This window comes from Streptomyces sp. BHT-5-2 (assembly GCF_019774615.1).
In the GTDB taxonomy this organism is placed as follows: Bacteria; Actinomycetota; Actinomycetes; order Streptomycetales; family Streptomycetaceae; genus Streptomyces.
Window position 1 is genome coordinate 4,809,985 of record NZ_CP081496.1, and the last position, 18,354, is coordinate 4,828,338.

19 protein-coding genes and 1 pseudogene are annotated in these 18,354 nt (G+C 75.6%); 10 read left to right on the top strand and 10 right to left on the bottom strand.

Features of this window, described 5'->3' with window-relative positions; all coding sequences use genetic code 11:
• The first annotated feature begins 29 nt into the window (after positions 1–29).
• The 4 genes from K2224_RS21350 to K2224_RS21365 are packed head-to-tail and all read left to right on the top strand — an operon-like array spanning position 30 to position 3,653.
• Complete coding sequence (locus K2224_RS21350; RefSeq protein WP_221909858.1) at positions 30–692, top strand: hypothetical protein; 663 nt, start codon at positions 30–32, stop codon at positions 690–692.
• A complete protein-coding gene (locus tag K2224_RS21355) occupies positions 689–1,675 on the top strand; it encodes a DUF6895 family protein (RefSeq protein WP_221908121.1) in 987 nt (328 codons plus the stop codon). Before K2224_RS21350 ends, K2224_RS21355 begins: the two co-directional genes overlap by 4 nt.
• Positions 1,672–2,616: a DUF6895 family protein gene (locus tag K2224_RS21360; RefSeq protein ID WP_221908122.1), complete on the top strand. Its 945-nt coding sequence runs from the start codon at positions 1,672–1,674 to the stop codon at positions 2,614–2,616. The genes K2224_RS21355 and K2224_RS21360 overlap by 4 nt, the downstream gene beginning before the upstream one ends.
• The gene (locus K2224_RS21365; protein ID WP_221908123.1) at positions 2,616–3,653 is read left to right on the top strand and encodes a serine hydrolase; all 1,038 of its coding nucleotides are present in this window, start codon (positions 2,616–2,618) and stop codon (positions 3,651–3,653) included. The genes K2224_RS21360 and K2224_RS21365 overlap by 1 nt, the downstream gene beginning before the upstream one ends.
• Before the next feature lie 19 nt (positions 3,654–3,672).
• Here the strand turns inward: K2224_RS21365 and K2224_RS21370 are convergent, their stop codons facing one another.
• Positions 3,673–5,703 (bottom strand): NB-ARC domain-containing protein, encoded by a 2,031-nt coding sequence (locus K2224_RS21370; RefSeq protein ID WP_221908124.1) that lies wholly within the window; start codon positions 5,701–5,703, stop codon positions 3,673–3,675.
• Between the two features lie 750 nt (positions 5,704–6,453).
• On the opposite strand from K2224_RS21370, the gene K2224_RS21375 reads away from it, so the two are divergent.
• Entirely contained in the window at positions 6,454–6,789 is a 336-nt protein-coding gene (locus tag K2224_RS21375) for a hypothetical protein (protein ID WP_221908125.1), read from the top strand.
• Between the two features lie 112 nt (positions 6,790–6,901).
• Here the strand turns inward: K2224_RS21375 and K2224_RS21380 are convergent, their stop codons facing one another.
• Both K2224_RS21380 and ribA read right to left on the bottom strand, forming a co-directional pair.
• Positions 6,902–7,342: an SPW repeat protein gene (locus tag K2224_RS21380; RefSeq protein ID WP_221908126.1), complete on the bottom strand. Its 441-nt coding sequence runs from the start codon at positions 7,340–7,342 to the stop codon at positions 6,902–6,904.
• A gap of 143 nt (positions 7,343–7,485) precedes the next feature.
• The gene (gene ribA / locus K2224_RS21385; RefSeq protein WP_221908127.1) at positions 7,486–8,139 is read right to left on the bottom strand and encodes a GTP cyclohydrolase II; all 654 of its coding nucleotides are present in this window, start codon (positions 8,137–8,139) and stop codon (positions 7,486–7,488) included.
• A gap of 105 nt (positions 8,140–8,244) precedes the next feature.
• Between ribA and K2224_RS21390 the strand changes: the two genes are divergently transcribed.
• Both K2224_RS21390 and K2224_RS21395 read left to right on the top strand, forming a co-directional pair.
• Positions 8,245–8,994, top strand: a complete 750-nt coding sequence (locus K2224_RS21390) for a creatininase family protein (RefSeq protein ID WP_221908128.1) — start codon at positions 8,245–8,247, stop codon at positions 8,992–8,994.
• Positions 8,981–9,640 (top strand): annotated as a pseudogene (locus K2224_RS21395) (RibD family protein); the annotation flags it as partial. The gene K2224_RS21390 and the pseudogene K2224_RS21395, both read left to right, overlap by 14 nt.
• A gap of 102 nt (positions 9,641–9,742) precedes the next feature.
• On the opposite strand, the gene K2224_RS21400 reads toward K2224_RS21395, so the two are convergent.
• From K2224_RS21400 to K2224_RS21420, 5 genes are read right to left on the bottom strand one after another with little or no spacing between them, the layout of a single operon-like run.
• A complete protein-coding gene (locus K2224_RS21400; RefSeq protein WP_221908129.1) occupies positions 9,743–10,771 on the bottom strand; it encodes a lysylphosphatidylglycerol synthase transmembrane domain-containing protein in 1,029 nt (342 codons plus the stop codon).
• Positions 10,771–11,643: a trans-aconitate 2-methyltransferase gene (locus K2224_RS21405; protein WP_221908130.1), complete on the bottom strand. Its 873-nt coding sequence runs from the start codon at positions 11,641–11,643 to the stop codon at positions 10,771–10,773. Before K2224_RS21405 ends, K2224_RS21400 begins: the two co-directional genes overlap by 1 nt.
• Positions 11,640–12,752: a glycosyltransferase family 4 protein gene (locus K2224_RS21410; RefSeq protein WP_260692869.1), complete on the bottom strand. Its 1,113-nt coding sequence runs from the start codon at positions 12,750–12,752 to the stop codon at positions 11,640–11,642. Before K2224_RS21410 ends, K2224_RS21405 begins: the two co-directional genes overlap by 4 nt.
• Positions 12,753–12,774: 22 nt before the next feature.
• The gene (locus K2224_RS21415; RefSeq protein WP_221908131.1) at positions 12,775–13,173 is read right to left on the bottom strand and encodes a 6-carboxytetrahydropterin synthase; all 399 of its coding nucleotides are present in this window, start codon (positions 13,171–13,173) and stop codon (positions 12,775–12,777) included.
• A gap of 46 nt (positions 13,174–13,219) precedes the next feature.
• A complete protein-coding gene (locus tag K2224_RS21420; protein WP_399020105.1) occupies positions 13,220–14,230 on the bottom strand; it encodes a dehydrogenase in 1,011 nt (336 codons plus the stop codon).
• Positions 14,231–14,319: 89 nt separating this feature from the next.
• Here K2224_RS21420 and K2224_RS21425 point away from each other — a divergent pair, with 89 nt between their 5' ends.
• Positions 14,320–15,093, top strand: coding sequence for a CDP-alcohol phosphatidyltransferase family protein (locus K2224_RS21425; RefSeq protein WP_221908132.1), 774 nt, complete (start codon positions 14,320–14,322; stop codon positions 15,091–15,093).
• A gap of 13 nt (positions 15,094–15,106) precedes the next feature.
• On the opposite strand, the gene K2224_RS21430 is transcribed toward K2224_RS21425, so the two are convergent.
• Both K2224_RS21430 and K2224_RS21435 read right to left on the bottom strand, forming a co-directional pair.
• Positions 15,107–15,505, bottom strand: a complete 399-nt coding sequence (locus K2224_RS21430; RefSeq protein ID WP_221908133.1) for a DUF6126 family protein — start codon at positions 15,503–15,505, stop codon at positions 15,107–15,109.
• Positions 15,506–15,567: 62 nt separating this feature from the next.
• Positions 15,568–15,768, bottom strand: coding sequence for a hypothetical protein (locus tag K2224_RS21435; protein ID WP_221908134.1), 201 nt, complete (start codon positions 15,766–15,768; stop codon positions 15,568–15,570).
• 256 nt (positions 15,769–16,024) lie between these two features.
• On the opposite strand from K2224_RS21435, the gene K2224_RS21440 reads away from it, so the two are divergent.
• The gene (locus K2224_RS21440) at positions 16,025–16,798 is read left to right on the top strand and encodes an alpha/beta hydrolase (protein WP_221908135.1); all 774 of its coding nucleotides are present in this window, start codon (positions 16,025–16,027) and stop codon (positions 16,796–16,798) included.
• 476 nt (positions 16,799–17,274) lie between these two features.
• Positions 17,275–18,339, top strand: coding sequence for a nitrous oxide reductase family maturation protein NosD (locus tag K2224_RS21445; protein ID WP_221908136.1), 1,065 nt, complete (start codon positions 17,275–17,277; stop codon positions 18,337–18,339).
• The last annotated feature ends 15 nt before the right edge of the window (positions 18,340–18,354 follow it).

Genomic DNA, 18,354 nt, shown 5'->3' on the forward strand with positions numbered 1-18,354 from the left:
AGACGCAGGGAGCTGTCTCGCTCAGCGCTGTGATCGCCGATGCCGCAACCGGTGTCGCCCTCGCCCTCCAGGGCGGGGGCGACCCCTATGCGCTCTCCCGGATCCTGCGCCAGGGCGATCCGCTCGCCCCGGCCGCGGTCCGGGTCCTGGGCGCCGACGCACTCGCGCCGTACGCACTGGAGCACCGGGCGGTGCCGGTGGGCGCGGACGACGAGGCAGTGGTGCGGCAGACCTTGGCGAGCTTCCCGCCGGGCGCGGACGCTTCCGAAGTATCGGCATGGAGCTACCGCGGGCTGGTCGAGGCCACGCACGCCTACCTCCCCTCCGGAACCCAGCCCTGGCCACGGCCCCCCGAGGCCGGCGCGGAGTGGATCGACACCGCCCCCTGGCCGCGGCTCGCGCACCGGATCTCCCAGCTCGCGGCGCTGGCCCTGCCCGGCCTGGCATCCGAAGTGGAGGAGCAACTGGCCGCGCGGACCGACGACTTGGCCCGCGGCTTCGTCCGGGCGGTGCGCCGCCGGGACTGGCTCCAGGCCGCCGGGGTGGGCCGCTGGCTGGCCCGACTCCCCGACGTGCCGCCCACCCTGGGGCTGGACGCCGGGCTGGCGTTCGTACGGCAGATGGGCGGCACCGACCCACGCGTGACCCTGCACGTGGTGGCCGCCCAGCGGTTCTTCGGGCGGGGCTGGTGACCGCCGGCCGGGGCGACCCGGAGCTGCTGGACCGGGTGGCCGGCGGCAGCCTGGACTGGCTGACGGAGCAGCGGGACTTCTTCCGCCTGCCGCCGGACGTCACCACCGACGCCGACCCCAACCACACCCTCAAACCCCTGGGCGAACTGGCCGAGTTGAGCGGACAGATCGCCACCCGGCACCCGCGCGCCGACCTGCGGGACGCGGCGGCGGAGCTGTTCGCCTTCGCCTGGCAGGAGACCCGCGAGGGCGAGCTCTTCGCCGAGTTGATCCGCGGCGAGCCGTACGCCACCTACCCGGTGGAGATCTACGGGGCCTTCGCCCGGGCCGGACTACGGCACCCGGTCGTCGAGGAACTGGTGCCGACCACCACCGGACTGCGCGGCTGGCGGGTGGCCCGCGAGGACCACACCCGCACCCTGGCAGTGCTCAACGCCGAACGCCGGATCGGACTGGCCCAACACGACGACTTCGACGAGAAGTTCGCCCAGACCGGACTGGGGATGCTGACGGAGCCCTGGGCACTGGACGTCCGGGCGGCGTACGGCGTCACGCACGACGTCCTCCATCTCACCGACTGGGGCCACGACCGCCGGCGACTGGCCCCCGAGACCGCGGGATATCTGCGGCTCTGGCTCCCCTCCTGGCTGGAGAACTGGCTGGACGAGCAACTGTGGGACCTGGTCGGCGAGTTGCTCGCCGTCGCTGCCATCCTCCCCGCGGCCCCCTACCACGCGGCCGCCTGGCGACGACTGGCCGCCGCACAGGGCGCCGACGGCGGCCTGCCCGAGACCGGTACCGTGCCCCGGCCCACCGACCCCACCGAGGACTTCCGGGCCTGCTACCACTCCACCCTGGTGTCCGCGTTCGCCGCCACCCTCGCCCGTACCGCCTCGGACGAGGCCGGGGCCGGCCCGGCGGCGGCCGGGGACGCGGTGGCGGTGACCGGCCCGGCCCCCTGCGAAAGCGAGGCTGCGCTGTGACCGTGACGGCTGCGTCCCAGGCCCCGCCGGCCTCCCCGGCAGTGCTGCACCGGATTGGCGACCGGGCCCTGAGCTGGCTCGACGCGCACCGCGAGCACTTCCGGCTGACCCCCGAGGACCGCACCACCGGCCGCGCGAGGATCGAACGGCTCAAGCCCGTCGGCGAGTTGGCGATCAACATGCAGGTGCTGTTCCGGGAGGGCGTGGCCGGCTCCCGGCAGCGCACCCGGGCCGGCTCCCTGCTCGACTTCGCCTGGCGGGAACTGCTCGACGGCGGCAACCTCCTGGCCGAGCACCAGCACGACGAGCCGCACTCCCCGGTGCCCCTGGAGATCTACGCGCCGTTCCACGAACTCGGCCACCGCCACCCCGGCCTGGAGGCGGCACTGGCCGTCGCCCGGCAGACGGCCACCTGGACGGCCCTGGAGATGGCGCCCTACCGGCGGCTCGGCGTGCTCAACGCCGAACGCCGGCTCGGGCTGGCGCCCAGTTCCGACTTCGACCAGGCCCTGGCCCGCACCTGGCTGGGCCGGATGCCCGAGCCCTGGACGGTCCAGCTGCACATCGCCTACGAGATCACCCACACCGTCTTCCACATCACCAACTGGGGCGAGGCCCCCGACCGGATGCCGCCGGACATCGCCGACTACCTCACCCGCTATCTGCCGGCCTGGCTGGACGACTGGGCCGACCTCGAACACTGGGACCTGATCGGCGAGTTCCTGGTCGTGGACGCCTGCCTGCCGCGCCCCGCCCTGGACGCCCGGATGTGGGAGCGGTTCGCCGCCGCCCAGGACGCCTCCGGCGCGATGCCCGTCCAGCGCGGGATGCCCGAGGGCGACCCGGACATCGTCTTCGACCTCGTACACCACCCCACACTGGTCGCCGCGTTCGCCTCGGCGATGGCCACCTCCCGCGCGCTGAGCGCGGACGCCGGCTGATGCGGACCGCACCGGGCGGGCCGGCGCTCGCGGACCGGCTCGCGGAAGCCGTGAACCGCATCGACGCGCCGGACGTCGTGCTGGCCGTCACCCGCCAGCGCCACCGCACGGTGGCCGACGGCGGCACCGCGCTGGCCCCACCCACCCCGCGCCCCGCGCTGCGCTACGAACTCGGCTCGCTGTCCAAGACGTTCACCATGCTGCTGCTGGCGGACCTCGTCGTCGACGGGACGCTGTCCCTGGACGACCCGCTCACCGCCCGGCTGCCGCGGCTGCCGCTGCGCCACCCCCGCTCGGGCCGGATCACCCTGCGCCACCTGGCCACCCACACCTCCGGCCTGCCGCGCGTCCCCACCGACATGCTGTTCGGCGCGCTGGTCCGGCCGTACGAGAACAGCTACGCCGGCTACGACACCGAGCGGCTGCTGGCCACCTTCGCCCGGACCCGGCCCCGGCACCGGCCCGGCACCCGCTGGCACTACTCCAACTTCGGCCCGGCGCTGCTCGGCACGGCCATCGGCCACACCACCGGCACGGACTACGCCGACCTCCTCACCGCCCGGGTGCTGAAGCCACTCGGCCTGACCGGCACCACCCTGGCGCCCGGCACGACCGGCACCGACGCCATCGGCCACCGCACCAACGGCATCACCCCCGTCCGCAGCACCGACATGGGCGCCTTCGCCCCCTCCGGGGCGGTCCGCGCCACCCCCGACGACCTGCTCACCTACCTGGAGGCGCACCTCTTCCCGGACGACGCTCCGCTGGCCGAGGCGCTGCGCATGGTGCGGGTCCCGCTGCTGCGGCGCGGCCTGCGGCACCGCGACACCCACACCCTGACGTGGTACCAGCACCCCGCGGCGCGCGGTCCGCTGCTCTTCCACGTCGGGGCGACCTTCGGCCAGCAGGCGTTCGCCGGCTACCACCCGGCGTCCGGGACCGGGCTCGTCGCGCTGGCCACACGACGCGGCCGGACCTGCCGACTGGCCGCCACCGCCTACGAGCTGCTGTACGCGCTGGCCGGCGAGGAGGGCTGAGTCCGGCCCGGACCGGTCGTCACAGTTCCCCGGCGAGGATACGGGCGAGCAGCACCTCCGGGTCCTGCTCTGCGGCCCGGTCGAACTCCGCGGCGTACGCCTCGTCGCCGAGCACCGCGCGGGCCCGCTGCTCGCCCTCCTCGCGCACCGCGCGGAGTTCGGGGGTGCCGCGCTGCGGGTGGCCGACGGTGCGCCAGACGGCCTGGCCGCCGCCGTAGACCTGGGCCGCGGCGGCGCCCTTGCCCTGGGCGGCGACCGCGGCGGCCAGCAGGTCCAGGCCGAGCGCGATCCCGAAGTTGTCGCCGATCAGCCGCTTGGCGGCGAGCATGGCGCGGGCGTGCTCCGCGGACTCCTCCGGCCGGCCCTGGAAGAGGGAGATCAGGCCGAGCTGGTAGTCGGTGTAGGAGCGGGACCAGTACTCGCCGCGCTGGACGCAGCCGTGCCGCAGCGTGGTGGCCTGGCGCCGCGCCTCGTCGAGCCGGCCGAGGGCGGTGAGCGCGAAGAGCCGTACGAGGTGGCAGCGGAGCCGGCTCGCGGAGCCGAACGGGTCCTGCGGGGGCGGGCCGAGCACCTGCCCGGCGACGGTGTGGGCGGTCAGCGGGCGGCCGGCCATCAGGTGGGTGAGGCCGATGAGGTAGCCGGCGGCGAGCAGCGCGTCCCGGTCGCCGTCCTCCCGGGCCGCGCGGGCGCACTGCCGGCCCAGGGACTCGGCGGTGTGCAGCTCGCCCTGGAGGAGCACCGCGATGCCCAGCGCCCACAGGGCCCGGGTCTGGGCCGGGCCGGGGGCGTCCTGGGCGGCCAGGGCGCGCTCCAGGTAGTCGCGGGCCTCGTGCAGATGGCCGCAGCAGGACCAGAAGAAGCCGACGGCCGCGGAGAGTTCCTGGGCGCGGCCCGGGGCACTGCCCAGCAGGTGGTCCAGCGCGGTGCACAGGTCGACGTACGCCTCGGCGATCCGGCCGTACCAGGTGACCTGGTCGGGGCCGAGCCAGCCGGCTTCGGCGCGGCGGCCGAGGCCGACGAAGTGCTCGGCGTGCCGGTCGGCGACGATGGCCGCCTCGTCGAGTTCGGCCAGCCACATCCGACCGTACTCGCGCAGCGTGTCCAGCATCCGGAAGCGGCTCCCCTCCCGGCTGAGCACGGACTTGGCGGCCAGGCCGGCCAGCGCGGCGCGCACCCCGTCGGCGGAGAGCGGGCCGTCGGCGCAGACGGCGGCCGCCGAGTCGGTGTCGAAGGTGCCGCGGAAGACCGAGAGCCGGGCCCACAGCAGCCGCTCCAGCGGTGCGCACAGCTCGTGGCTCCAGCCGATGGCGTTGCGCAGGGTGCGGTGCCGCGCGGTCCAGGGCAGGCCGGTGCCGTCCAGCGCGTCGAGGCGGGACCCGAGCCGCTCGGCGACCTGGTCGAGCGGACGGTGCGCCAGCTGGGCCCCGGCCAGCTCCAGGGCCAGCGGGATGCCTTCGAGGCGCCGGCAGATCAGGTCGGCCGCCTGGGCGTTGGCCGGCTCGGTGAGCAGGAGGCCGGGGGCCGCGACACCGGCCCGTTCGGTGAAGAGCGTCAGCGCGTCGTTGTCGCCGGTACAGGGCAGCGGGCCGACCTCGGTGACCCGCTCCCCGGCGACGCCCAGCGGCTGACGGCTGGTGACCAGAACGCCGAGGCCCGGGGCGGCGGTCAGCAGGTCGCCGACCAGGTCGCGGCAGGCCGCGACGAGATGTTCGCAGGAGTCCAGGACCAGCAGCAGGTGCTTGTCGACGAGCCATTCGCAGAGCGCGTCCATCGGCGTCCGTGCCGAGTGGTCCGCCAGCCCCACGGCGTCGCAGACGGTGGCGACCAGCAGCTGATCGCCCTGCAAGGGCCACAGCGGGGCCCAGCGGACGCCGTCGGGGAACCGCGCGGCGGCGGCCTGCGCGACCCGTACCGCGATCCGGGTCTTGCCCACGCCACCGGGACCGGTCAGGGTGGTCAGCCGGTGCCGTGTCAACTCGCTGCTCAGTCGCCGTAATTCGGCTCTCCGGCCGACGAAGCTCGTCGACTCCTCGGGAATGTTGCTCGCCACCCGGCCAGTGTGCACCTTCCGTGCCCCGCACGGAGCCCGGCGACCAGGGACGACGCCGGGACCAGAGCGATGACCCCGGCGGGGGGTCACCCTCGTGAGTGACCGTCCGTTGCGCTTGGCTTGCCGGTCCGCTGCGCGGGGGCTGTTCCGGCCCGCTTCGCGGGCGTTGTGTTGCCGCTGCGCGGGGCTGTTGGGTGCGGTGACGGGCCTCCGGGGCAGGGGGTGTGTCCGGACTGCTGCGCTTTACGTCCGGACACACCCCCTGCCCCTCCGACCCGTCCCCTCCCGTGGGTGGTCATGAAAACCCATAGACGGGGCAACGGTTGCTGGGCTCCTGCGGGCTCTGGACTGATGGGCGGCCGTCCCTCAACAACTGACCTTCAGCCCTCAACAAGCGACCGTCAGCGGACCACTGAGGCCGGCCCCCACCCACCGTCTTCATGACCCCCAACGGGAGGGGACGGGCCGGAGGGGGTGGTGTGTCGGACGTAAAGCGCAGCAGTCCGACACACCACCCCCGCAGGCCCGGCACCGCACCCAACAGCCCCGCGCAGCGGACCCGCAATCCCGCCGTCAGGCGGGCACCGCGCCGCAGGCGCAACAGACAAGCCCCCCACGGCCGGAAGGCCGACAACGTACGACGAGGCTCGCGCCGCCAGGCGCGACAGGCAAGCGGCGAACCTGCGGCGGAAACGCCGGCTACGTGGGAACCGATTAGGCGCCAGCCGCAAAGGGCACAACAACGCGTGTGTGCCGCCAGTCCGCGCGCACGATCGGCCGCACCATCCGGGAGAGGAGGGACGCTCCCTGTCCCCCGACGACGACCCCCGACTCCGCGAGCTCGCGGAGGAGTTCCCGCCCGATGCCGCCCCCTGCCCGCCGGTTGCCATACCGGCGGCCCCCGCGGCGCCGTTCCGGCGTTGGACGGTGTGGCTGATACTGGCCACCGCGATCGCGGTGCTGGTCACCGGAGTGGCGCTGGCGCACGGGTTGGTGCTGGCCGGTGGGCTGGTGCTGGCCGGTGTGGCCGGGCAGCTCGTCACGCCGAACCGGCCGGCCGGCCGGGAGTCCGACCACCACCGGTAGCCGGACGGGAACCGCCCGTACGCGGCCGGACGTGCCCGGCCCGCCTGCCGTCGTTCTGGAACCGAAGGGCAGGCGGGCCGGTGGTTCTCACACGCCCCGGCGGGAGCGCGTCTCACGTGACACGGCGGCTCCTCGAAGCCACGGCGACACACAGCGCGCCCAGCAGGAACGTCAGGGCGCCGATGACGACGTTGTTCCAGATGACCCCCGCGTCGGGGGCGCGCCCGACGACCCAGGGCGCAATGATCATCCAGACGCCGATCGCGCACATCGCGCCGCTCAGGCCGTACATGCGCTCCGGAGTGGCGGTGAACCCGACCGCCAGCAGGGCGATCGCGATGCCGACGATGAGGTTGTGGGTCGTCAGCGCCGGTTGCGAGGCGCTGAAGTGCACGATCCACGCGGATACCGCGCAGTACAGACCGACCAGAAACACCGGCCCGTCGACGAGCACCACATCACGCCCGCCGACCGTCCGCTCGAACCGCTCTCTCATCTCGGAAACGTCGGGGTGACCAGCGAGATCTCCTCTGTGGTGTGAGACGTCGGCCATACGACTCGCCTCCTTCGCTCACAAGTCGGGGCCGTGTCGCGTGGCATTAGCCGCGCACCTTTATTTTGCGCTTATGTCGCCTTTATGTGTAGATGCCTGGCCGGGAAATTTTGGCGCGATCCGGACAATCAAGATGTCGCCGCTCAGAGCCGGCCGGGGATGCCGTCCAGATGCGGGAGGTCGTGGTCCAGCCGTTCCCGCTTGGCGCGGAGGTAGCGGAGGTTCTCCGCGCCGGGCGGCACCAGCAGCGGCAGCCGTGCGGCGACCGGGACGCCGTACCGCTCCAGCGCCTCGCCCTTGCGCGGATTGTTCGACAGCAGTCGTACCGAGCGGACGCCGAGGTCGCGGAGCATCCCGGCCGCACCGGCGTAGTCGCGGGCGTCGACCGGTAGCCCGAGCGCGAGGTTCGCGTCCACCGTGTCCAGGCCGTCGTCCTGCTGGAGACGCATCGCCCGCAGCTTGGCCAGCAGCCCGATGCCACGGCCCTCGTGCCCCTGGAGGTAGACCAGGACGCCGCGCCGCTCCTCGGCTATCGCCCGGAGCGACGCGGCCAGTTGCTCACCGCACTCGCAGTGCGTGGAGCCGAAGACCTCGCCCGTCAGGCACTCCGAGTGCAGCCGGGTCAGCACCCGCTCCCCCGCCGGATCCCCCTGGACCAGGGCCACCTGCTCGGTGCCGGTGCGGCGGTCGAGATAGCCGACCGCCCGGAACTCCCCGTAGGTGGTGGGTAGTCGGACCTCCACCACCCGTCGCACGCCCTCGTCAGCGGCGCCGGACGCGCCCTCGGAGTCCGTCATGGCATGATCGTACCCGCGTTCGGACCCGCGGCGGCCGGCCCGGCCCTCGCGGATCCGCCGACTCCCGTCCTCTCGCGCCGGATTGCCGACGAATCGGAGCCGCCGATGCCCACGACCGCGCCGGGACACCGGAGTTCGCCCGACGGACTGCCGACCGACACCACCGAGGACATCCGCCGCAGACGTCCCGCGCTGGCCCTGCTGCCCGTCGGCAGCTTCGAACAGCACGGCGGCCACCTGCCGTTGACCACCGACACCCTGATCGCCTGCGCCGTCGCCGAGGAGATCGCCGGGCGCCACGACGTGCTGCTGCTGCCGCCGCTGACCTTCTCCTGCTCCCACGAGCACGCCGGCTGGCCGGGCACCGTCAGTCTCTCCGCCCGGACCCTGCACGTGGTGGTGGCCGACATCGCCGGGTCGCTGCGCCGCGCCGGCCTCGGCGCGCTGGTGCTGGTCAACGGCCACGGCGGCAACTACGTGCTGCGCAACGTCGTCCAGGAGTCCGCGGCGGACGGCGGCATCCGGATGGCGCTCTTCCCCGGCCCGGCGGACTGGGACACGGCGCGCGAACGGGCCGGCATCGAGACCTCCGCCCACGACGACATGCACGCCGGCGAGACCGAGACCTCGATCCTGCTGCACACCCGTCCCGACGTGGTCCGGGACGGGTATGCCTCGGCCGATCACGACGGCGGCCCACGGCCGCATCTGCTCACCCTGGGCATGGCCGCCTACACCGCCTCGGGGGTGATCGGGCGGCCGTCGCTGGCCACGGCCGAGAAGGGCCGGGCGCTGCTGGCGGGGCTGGCCGAGGCGTTCGACGGGTACCCGGAGGTGTGCGGTGTCGGCGGCTGAACCGCTGGCCGCGGCGGAGGTCTGGGAACTGCTGCTCGGAGTCCGCGGTGCGCCGGACGCGGCGGCGGCCGGGCTGCCGACGGACGGCACGGACGGACGGGACCGTCCCGGGGGACGCGCGCCCCTGGCGCTCTCACCAGCCGCCGCGGAGCTGACCGAGCGGTATCTGCCGCTGTGCCTGGCCGGGCCCCGGTTCGCGTTCGCCCAGCTCGGACAGAGCCTGGACGGCTTCATCGCGACCCGCACCGGAGACGCCGACTACGTCACCGGGGAGGCGGACCGCCGCCATCTGCACCGGCTGCGGGCGCTGGCGGACGCGGTGCTGGTCGGCGCCGGGACCGCGGTGGCCGACGACCCCCGGCTGACCGTCCGCGCCTGCTCCGGGCCCGACCCGGTGCGGGTGGTGCTCGATCCGCGCGGGCGGGTGCCGCGGAGCCGGCGGGTGTTCACCGACGGTGCGGCGCCGACGCTGTGGGTGGTCGGCCCGGGCGTGGCCACCGAACGCGTCGGGGACGGCGTCGAGGTGCTGGCGCCGCCCGGCCCGGACGCCTTCGCCCCGGCGCGGCTGCGGACCGCGCTGGCGGCGCGCGGCCTGGGCCGTCTGCTGGTCGAGGGCGGCGGGGTCACCGTCTCGCGGTTCCTGCGGGCCGGGGCGCTGGACCGGCTGTATCTCACCGTCGCGCCGGTCCTGCTCGGCGACGGCGTGCCCGGCCTGCGCTTTCCCGGTACGCCGGTGATGCGGCGGGCTCTACGGCCGCCGGTCCGGCGGTCCGCACTCGGCGAGGACACGCTCTTCGAGCTGGAGCTGCGGCCGCCGGGCGGCGCGCAGCCCGGCGGCCCAGCGGACCACCAGCACCCCGGCGCCGGGCAGGCTCGCGGCCAGTACGAGCACGCCGTAGACGACGGCGGTGGCCAGGCCCTGCCCGGCGCCCAGCCCCGCGACGCCGAAGGCCCAGGCCGCGACGCCCTCGCGGGGCCCCCAGCCTCCGACGTTCAACGGCAGGGCCATGGCCAGCAGGGCCGGCAGCACCAGCGGCAGCAGGTCGGCGGCCGGCGCCCGGACTCCGGCGACCCGGGCCGCCAGCAGGAACGTCGCCACATAGCCGGCCAGGACGACGAGTGACGAGGCGGCGACGCCCGTCCAGAGCGCCCGGGCGGCGCCGGCCCGCCGGGCCTCGGTGAGGGCGGCGCGCAGCCGGTCGCCGGGTCGTGGGGGTGCGCCCGTGCGGCGCCGGTGCGCGCGGAGCAGCAGTGCGGCCGCCGGGACGCCCACCACGCACAGCGCGGCCACCGCGAGCAGCGGTTCGGCCGCCGGCGTGCCGAGGGCCCGGCCGAGCGCCGTGCGCACCGGTGACGGCCGGCCGGTCAGCACCACCGCCCCGGCCGCGAACAGGACCAACTGGCCCGCGGCCCGCTCCAGGACCACGGCGCCGGCGGCCCGCCGCACCGCGCCCGCGGTGCGGCCGTGGTGCACCGCCCGGTGGACGTCGCCCAGCACGCCGCCGGGCAGCGCGGCGTTGAGGAACAGCGCCCGGTAGTAGTCCGCCACCGCCCTGCCCAGGGGGAGCCGCAGGCCCAGGCCGCGGGCCACCAGGCACCAGCGCCAGGCGCTGCACACCGTCGTCAGCACACCGATGCCGACCCCGGCGAGCAGGGTGGCGGCGTCGATCCGGCACAGGCCGTCGACGAAGGCGCCGGAGCCCAGGTGCCACAGCAGCACCGCCAGGATGGCCAGTCCCCCGCACACCTTCGCCCAGGGCCAGAGATGACGGCCCATCAGCCCGTGCGGGGGGCCGGCACCGGGGCCGGTCCGGGTAGCGCCAGCAGATCGGTGTGGTGCACCGTGACCGCCAACTCCCCCGCCGCGCAGGCCGCCAGGCGCCGCCGCAGATATCCGTCGGCCGCGGCGGCCAGCTGCGGGCGCTGCGCGCGGGCGGCGGCGACCCGGCCCCGCAGCCAGTGCTCGGTCAGCGCGCGCTCGGGCCCGCCCAGCCGCCAGGGGCTGGGCCGGGTCAGCACCCGCGCGCCGCGCCGGGTGAACGCCTCGGTGGCCGCCGCGACCGCGTCCGGGCCCAGCAGCCGGCGGCCGCCCGCGGTCCGCCGCTGGTGGGCGTCGAACGCGGCGGAGAGCGCGGCGTCGAGGGGGTCGGCCGGGGACAGCTCGACGCGGCCGGTGACCGAGAGCGCCAGCAGCACCGGGCAGCCGGCGCCCGTGCAGGCCGCGGCGAGGGATGCCAGCTCGTCTCGGGTGAGCAGGTCGAGCAGTGCGGAGGCGGTCACCAGGGACGTGCCGGCGAGCGCCTCGGCGGTCAGGGCGGTCAGGTCGCCGTGCGCGGTCACGGCCGTAACCGGCCGTCCGTCGGCGGTGGTTGACGGCAGCCGGCTCCGGGCCCGGGCCAGCAGCTCCGGGTCGTGGTCCTGGAGGATCCAGCGCTGGGGGCCGGGCAGCCGGGCCGCGAGCCAGCGGCCCATCGCGCCCGTGCCGCAGCCCAGGTCGCGGATGACGAGGCCGTCCGGGCGCTCGGGGGCGGCGGCGAGCCGGTCGCGCAGCGGACCCAGCAGCTCCGGTGCGCGGGCCGCGGCGTCCGCGGGCTCGCGCAACTCCAGCCAGTCGGGGCAGAAGTACGGGCTGCCGACCGCACCTCTCATGGGCTCCGCGGTGCGGTCCGCAGTCGTTCCAGCGCCCCGGCCAGGCTGTGCGACGTCGTCTCCCACCCCTCCAGCATGGCACGGCGGGCCGCGGCGGCGTCCGCCAGTCGCCGCCGCAGCGCCGGACCGTCGAACCACGCGCGCAGCGCCCCGGCGAGCGCCGCCGGTTCGCCGGGCGGGACCAACAGGCCGGGCACACGGCCGTCGGGGGCCCGTCCGACCGCCTCGGGCACCCCGTCCACGGCCGTGGCCAGCACCGGGATGCCGCGCGCCAGCGCCTCGGTGAGCACCATGCCGTACGTCTCGGCGTACGAGGCGAGCAGCACCAGGTCGGCGGCGGCGTAGCAGGCGGCCAGCGCGGCACCGGTCCGCGGTCCGGCCAGTCGGACGCGGTCCGTCAGGCCCAGCTCCCGTATCCGTGCGCGCAGTTGCCGGGCGCATTCCGGGTCCTGGTCCGTCCCGCCGACGAAGGTGCAGGTCCAGGGCGCGTCGGTGACGGTCGCTAGGGCGTCCACCAGGCGGCGGTGGCCCTTGCGCGGGGTCACCGACGCCACGCACAGCAGTCCGCCGGCGCCGTCCGTGCCGGGGGCGGGCGGGGCCGGGTCGGCGCCCGGCCGGGCGACCGTCACCGGCGGCAGTCCCGGCCCGTGGTGGGCGCGGATGCGGCGGGCCGCCCAGTCGCTGGTGGCGATCACCGCGCCGACGGTGTGCAGGGCGCGCCGTTCCCGGGCGTCCAGCTCCGCCGCCGTCCCGGGGTCGAGCCCGGTCTCGTCGGCGAGCGGCAGGTGCAGCAGGACGGCCAGGCGCAGCCGGGCGGCCGCGGGACGGAGGACATCGGGCACCCCGCACGCCAGCAGGCCGTCCAGCAGCACCGGTGCGCCGTCCGGCAGTTCGGCCAGCAGCCGGGCCAGGCGGGCGGTGGCGGCGGCGTCCGGGCGCGGCCAGCCGCCGGGCAGCGGGTGGCGGTGCACCCGCCAGCCGAGGGCCGCCAGTTCGCGGCAGACCCGCAGGTCGTAGACGTTGCCGCCGCTGGGCGCCGCGGGGTCGGCGACGCCGCCGGGCAGGACGGCGTGCACCTCGCGCGGGCCCTCCGGGCCGGGGGCGGTCACCGGGTACGGCCGCCGGGCCGGTTCACAGCGCGCGCTCGTAACTGGCCCAGGCGATATGGGATTCGTGCAGGGTGACGGTGATGCCGGCGAGCTCGCGGGCGCCGGCACCGAGGTTGCCGGCGTGCACACGGTCGGCGAGCCGGTCGGCGATGACCCTGGCCAGTGCCTCGGTGGAGGTGTTGGTGCCGGCGAAGGCGGGTTCGTCGTCGAGGTTGCGGTAGTTGAGCTCGGCGACCACCGCGCCCAGTTCCTGGGTGGCCAGGCCGATGTCGACCACGATGTCGTCGTCGTCGAGTTCGGGGCGGCGGAAGGTGGCGTCCACGATGAAGGTCGCGCCGTGCAGGCGCTGCGCCGGGCCGAAGACCGCGCCGCGGAAGCTGTGCGCGACCATCAGGTGGTCGCGGACGGTGATGCTGAACACGGGTGTTCCTCCAGGTGTGCGGTGAACGGGGCGGCGCGGGGCAGTGTCACGCCGGGTAGCGGATGCGGTGGCAGAGCGCCGGGAGCGCGCCGGAGGCCAACCGGGGCAGCACCGACGGCAGTTCGGCGAAGGGCGATTCGCCGGTGATCAGCGCGTCGAAGGCGGGGTCGGCGAGGAGGTCGAGCGCCAGCCCGAGCCGGTCGGCGAAGCCGCGCCGGCCGCGGCGGGCCGGGGCGACGGCACCGACCTGGCTGCTGCGGACGGTCAGCCGGCGGGAGTGGAAGGACTCCCCCAGCGGCAGACTCACCCGGCGGTCGCCGTACCAGCTCAGCTCGATCACGGTGCCTTCCGGCGCGAGGAGTTCGAGAGCGCGGGTCAGGCCCTCCTCGGTGGCGCTGGCGTGCACGACGAGGTCGCAGTCGCCGCGGGCGTCGGCGGGCAGCGCGAACGCGACGCCCAGCGCCGCGGCGGTGGCCGCGCGCGCCGGATCGGCGTCGACCAGCTGGACCCGGGCGGCCGGGTAGCGGGCCAGCAGCGCGGCGGCCGCGGCCCCGACCATGCCGCCGCCGATCACCGCGATCCGGTCGCCGAGCAGCGGCGCGGCGTCCCACACGGCGTTCACCGCGGTCTCGACGGTGCCGGCGAGGACGGCGCGCGCCGCGGGGACGGTGTCGGGCACGGGGGTCACCGCGTCCGCCGGGACGACGTAGTGCGTCTGGTGCGGGTGGAGGCAGAAGACCGTGCGGCCGTGGAGCGGGCCCGGCCCCTCCTCGACCACGCCCACGCTCAGATAGCCGTACTTGACGGGTGCCGGGAACGCGCCCTCCTGGAACGGGGCCCGCATCGCCGTGTACTGGCTCTCGGGGACACCGCCGCGGAAGACCAGGCTCTCGGTGCCCCGGCTCACCCCGGAGTACAGCGTGCGCACCAGGACCTCGCCGGCGCCGGGGCGCGGCAGCTCGGCCGTCCGGATCTCGCCGCGGCCGGGGGCGCTCAGCCAGAAGCTCTCGGCGACGCGCGGCAAGGATTCCTCCTGGACGGTGCGGCGATGCGTCATGAATGCTGAGGGGCGCATGCCGGGGCTCATGGCGACGCGGTCACCCTACGCGGCGTCCCCCGGCTCCGCCACAGGGTCGGGGAGGTGCGATGGCCGGACAAGTACGGTGCGGGGCGCGGCTGTTCGGCCCGGACCTGGTGGTCGGGGCGGTCGCGCAGCTGGTGCTGCTGGAGGTGCTGTGCCGGGTGGTGGGGCTGGGCCCGGTGGGCTGGCTGGCGGGTGTCGCCTTCGCGGCGGTCACCGGGGCCGTGCTCGTCCGGGCGGTGCGCGGGTCCTGGCTGCGGAGCTTCGGTCCCGCCAACCGCGTCACGCTGGCCCGGGCCGCGCTCGTCGGCGGGGTGACGGCGCTGGTCGCCGACTCCTTCGCCCGGCCGGTGCCGGTGGCGGCGCTCGTGGGGCCGGCCTCGGTGGCGCTGGCGCTGGACGCGGTGGACGGACGGGTGGCCCGGCGCACCGGGACGGCGACGGCGCTGGGGGCGCGGTTCGACATGGAGGTCGACGCGTTCCTGATCCTGGTGCTGTCCGTCCACGCGGCGGGTCCGCTGGGGCCGTGGGTGCCGGTCATCGGCGCCCTGCGCTATCTGTTCGTCGCGGCGTCCTGGGTGCTGCCGTGGCTGTGTGCGCCGCTGCCGCCCAGCATGGCGCGCAAGACGGTGGCCGCGGTGCAGGGCGTGGTGCTCGTGGCGGCGGGGGCCGGGTTCGCACCGCGGGTGCTGGAGCGGGGTGCGGTGGCGGGGGCGCTGGCGCTGCTGGTGTGGTCGTTCGGGCGGGACGTCGGGTGGCTGTGGCGGGCCCGGGAGCGGGCCGGCGGGGCGTCCGCGGTGCGGGCGGGCGGCGGGGAGTCGGTGCCGCGCCCGGGGTGAGGGCGGGGTCGTGTCAGGTCCCGGCGTGCCGGCCGAGGTAGACGACGAGCACGAGGAACACCAGCACCAGGTGGGTCACGGCGATGTAGAGCAGCGCCCGTATCCACAGGCTGCGCCGGACCGCCTCGTGGGCGGCGGCCCGGTGGGTCACCAGGACGGTGCCGGGCAGACGGGCCAGGCGGGTGCCGGGGCGGACCGCAGTGGCCCGGGCCCGGCGGACGCCGCAGCGCGGCGACATCCGGTGCCGGGCGGCGAGGTCGGGGCAGCTCCGCCCGTGGCCGCGGGCGGAGCGCAGCGGGCCCGGACCGGGGCGGCGGCCCCGGCAGGTCCGGGCGGAGGCGGTGGGTATGCAGGTGCGGGAGCGGACCGCGCGCCACAGCGGCGGCCCTTTGCGTCGTGGTGCGCCGGACATCGGCGGTCACCCGGCTACGGCGGCGCCGGACCGCACCGGGCGCGGCCGCGGCGGCGTGCCGCTCACTCCGGCGCCCCGGCCTGGGGCGCGGCCCCGGAGGCGCGGTCCGGGTCGATCCCGATGCCGTGCGCGATCCGCAGCGCGTCGTCCAGTTCGTCCTGCGCGACGGCCAGCGCACAGGCGTCGTCGGCGTCGCGCGCCGCTTCGACGGCGGCCCGTGCCGCGCGCACCCGCTCCCGTACCGACTCGGCGAAACCGCCCACGCATGCCCTCCGCGTTCAGGCCGACCGGCCATCGCGTTGATCGTTGAACAGGGGAATTCCTCAACTGTAGACGAAGGACCCGCCGGGTTGAATGGCCGGGGCGCGACCGGCGGGTCCGCTCCTCGTACCGAACCGACGGCCCGGCCCCGTCACTTGCCGCCCTTGAATCTCCCGTTGCGGGAGCTTCTACGGTCCGAAGCCCGCGGCCGCCGCCCCGGCGGACCCGTGCGGTGGACGAGGAACAAGGAGCGCGCGCATGACGGCATTCGTCCTGGTGTCGGGTGGCCACACCGGTGGCTGGATCTGGCGGGAGGTGACCGCGCTGCTGCGGGAGCGGGGGCACACCGCGCTTCCGGTGACGCTGACCGGGATGGGCGACCGGAGGCACCTGGCCGGCCCGGACACGGACCTGGAGACGCACATCGAGGACATCGTGCAGGTGCTGGACCACGAGGACGTCCGGGAGGGGGTGCTGGTGGGGCACTGCTACGGCCTGCTCCCGGTGCTGGGGGCCGCCGACCGGCGCCCGGACCGGGCGGGCGCGGTGGTCCATCTGGACACCGGGATGCCCCGGGACGGCGACGCGGGCGTCGACGTGATGCCCGACCCGGCCCTGCGGGACCTGCTGCTGCGGCTGGCGGCGGAGGGCGACGGGCGGTTCATACCGCCTCCGCTGCTGGACGACGAGGAGCGGTGGGGCAGTCTCACCGGCGTGTCGCCGGCCGACCGGGAGCGGCTGGTGCGGCTGGCGGCGCCGCAGCCGCTGGCGACGCTGACCCGGCCGCTGCGCCTGACCGGCGCGGCCGCGGAGCTGCCCGGCACCGGTGTCTTCTGCACCGCCAACGGGGCGAGCATCGCGGCGGTGCAGGCCCTGGTGGCCACCGGGGACCCGCGGTACGCGGTGCTCACCGAGCCCCGGGTGGGCTACTTCGACCTGGACACCGGGCACTATCCGATGCTGTCGCGGCCCGGTGAGCTGACCGAGGTGCTGATCCGGGCGGCGGCCGGCGAGGGCCGCCGCCTCGGTTGACCCGACCCGGCCGCCCGTCCTGGGAGCTCCCGGCAGTGCGGGGCGGGCGGCCACCCCGGTAGCGGCCGTTGGAGTGATGAAGCGGACGGGAGCGCGGCGGACGGGTGTCGTCCGGCCGCGTGACGGCGTTGAGCATCCGTGACCGTCCCGCGCCTCCGCCCGTGGTTCCTGCCCGCCAGCCTCGCGGCCCTGTTGACGGAGGCCCTGCCGGACGGTACGGCTGATGCCCCGTCCGATCCCGGGCCCGGCCCGGCGGCCGACCGGCGGCCGACTCCCGGGAGCGCCGAACGGCCGACCGTGCCGCGCTCCCCCGGTCGCCGGCCGGCCGCCTCCGGCCCGGAAAGCTGAGCGTTGCACGCACTGTGCCCACCGGGTTACCCCGTGTGGCGAGCGCGGATGATCGCCCATAGCTTCGCTTCATGGCACTACGACAAAAGGCCCATGGGGCACGGCAAAAGGCCCATGGGGCACGGCGGATGAGCTACCTGGGCTGCGCGGCGGCGGTCCTGGCCGGGGCACTCGGAACGGCCCCGCCGTCCAGCGCCTCGTCGGACCGCGACGACGAGGTGCTCGTCGTCCACCCCGGCGAATCGATCCAGCGCGCGGTGGACGCGGCGCATCCCGGCGACACCGTGCTGCTGCTGCCGGGCGTGTACCGCGAGAGCGTGCTGATCGACAAGTCGCATGTGACGCTCCGCGGGACCGACGGCGACGCCGTGATCGTCCCGCCGGGCAGACGGGCGGGCAACGCCTGCGGGCGGAACGGCGACGGCATCTGCGTCACCGGCCGCGCCGGCGGCCCGGTCACCGGCGTCAAGCTGCGGCAGCTGACCGTCGAGGGCTTCCGCCGGAACGGCATCTGGGCCTCCGGCACCGAGGACTTGACGGTGCGCGGCGTCACCGCGCGGCACAACGGCCAGTGGGGCATCGCGCTGGAGAAGTCGGTGCGCAGCCTGCTCAGCGACAACACCGCCTCGGAGAACGGCGACGCGGGGATCTTCCTGGCCAACGTGGTCGACGAGGAGGGCGGGGCGCTCGACACCCGGCGCACCCGGCTCGTGGACAACCGGCTGCTCGGCAACCGCATCGGCATCACGGTCCGGCGGCTGCGGAACCTGGAGATCGGCCACAACACCGTGTCCGGGAACTGCGCCGGGATCTTCGTCGTCGGCGACGAGGGCCGGCCCAAGGCCGGGGCGCTGACCGTCCGGGACAACGAGGTCTCGCGGAACAACAAGCACTGCCCGAAGACCAAGCGGCTGCCGTTCCTCCAGGGCTCCGGGGTCGTCCTCACCGGCACCGAGGAGACGCTGGTGACGCACAACCTCGTCCGCGACAACGTCGGCAAGTCCCCGCTCTCCGGCGGTGTGGTGCTCTTCCCCAGCTTCGTCAAGGCCACCGGCGACCGGAACGTCATCAGCGACAACGTCGTGCTGCGGAACGCCCCGGCGGACCTGATCAACGCGGACCGGAACGGGCGGGGGAACGTCTTCACCCGCAACACCTGCCGGACCTCCAGGCCGCCCGGGCTGTGCGGCTAGGGCGCGAACCGGCGA

What these genes read in the sequence shown, in the direction of transcription:
- K2224_RS21365 (WP_221908123.1), top strand. Translation starts at nt 2,616, where the DNA reads ATGCGGACCGCACCGGGCGGGCCGGCGCTCGCGGACCGGCTCGCGGAA.
- K2224_RS21380 (WP_221908126.1), bottom strand. Translation starts at nt 7,342, where the DNA reads ATGGCCGACGTCTCACACCACAGAGGAGATCTCGCTGGTCACCCCGAC.
- ribA (WP_221908127.1), bottom strand. Translation starts at nt 8,139, where the DNA reads ATGACGGACTCCGAGGGCGCGTCCGGCGCCGCTGACGAGGGCGTGCGA.
- K2224_RS21390 (WP_221908128.1), top strand. Translation starts at nt 8,245, where the DNA reads ATGCCCACGACCGCGCCGGGACACCGGAGTTCGCCCGACGGACTGCCG.
- K2224_RS21400 (WP_221908129.1), bottom strand. Translation starts at nt 10,771, where the DNA reads ATGGGCCGTCATCTCTGGCCCTGGGCGAAGGTGTGCGGGGGACTGGCC.
- K2224_RS21405 (WP_221908130.1), bottom strand. Translation starts at nt 11,643, where the DNA reads ATGAGAGGTGCGGTCGGCAGCCCGTACTTCTGCCCCGACTGGCTGGAG.
- K2224_RS21420 (WP_399020105.1), bottom strand. Translation starts at nt 14,230, where the DNA reads ATGACGCATCGCCGCACCGTCCAGGAGGAATCCTTGCCGCGCGTCGCC.
- K2224_RS21425 (WP_221908132.1), top strand. Translation starts at nt 14,320, where the DNA reads ATGGCCGGACAAGTACGGTGCGGGGCGCGGCTGTTCGGCCCGGACCTG.
- K2224_RS21430 (WP_221908133.1), bottom strand. Translation starts at nt 15,505, where the DNA reads ATGTCCGGCGCACCACGACGCAAAGGGCCGCCGCTGTGGCGCGCGGTC.
- K2224_RS21440 (WP_221908135.1), top strand. Translation starts at nt 16,025, where the DNA reads ATGACGGCATTCGTCCTGGTGTCGGGTGGCCACACCGGTGGCTGGATC.
- K2224_RS21445 (WP_221908136.1), top strand. Translation starts at nt 17,275, where the DNA reads ATGAGCTACCTGGGCTGCGCGGCGGCGGTCCTGGCCGGGGCACTCGGA.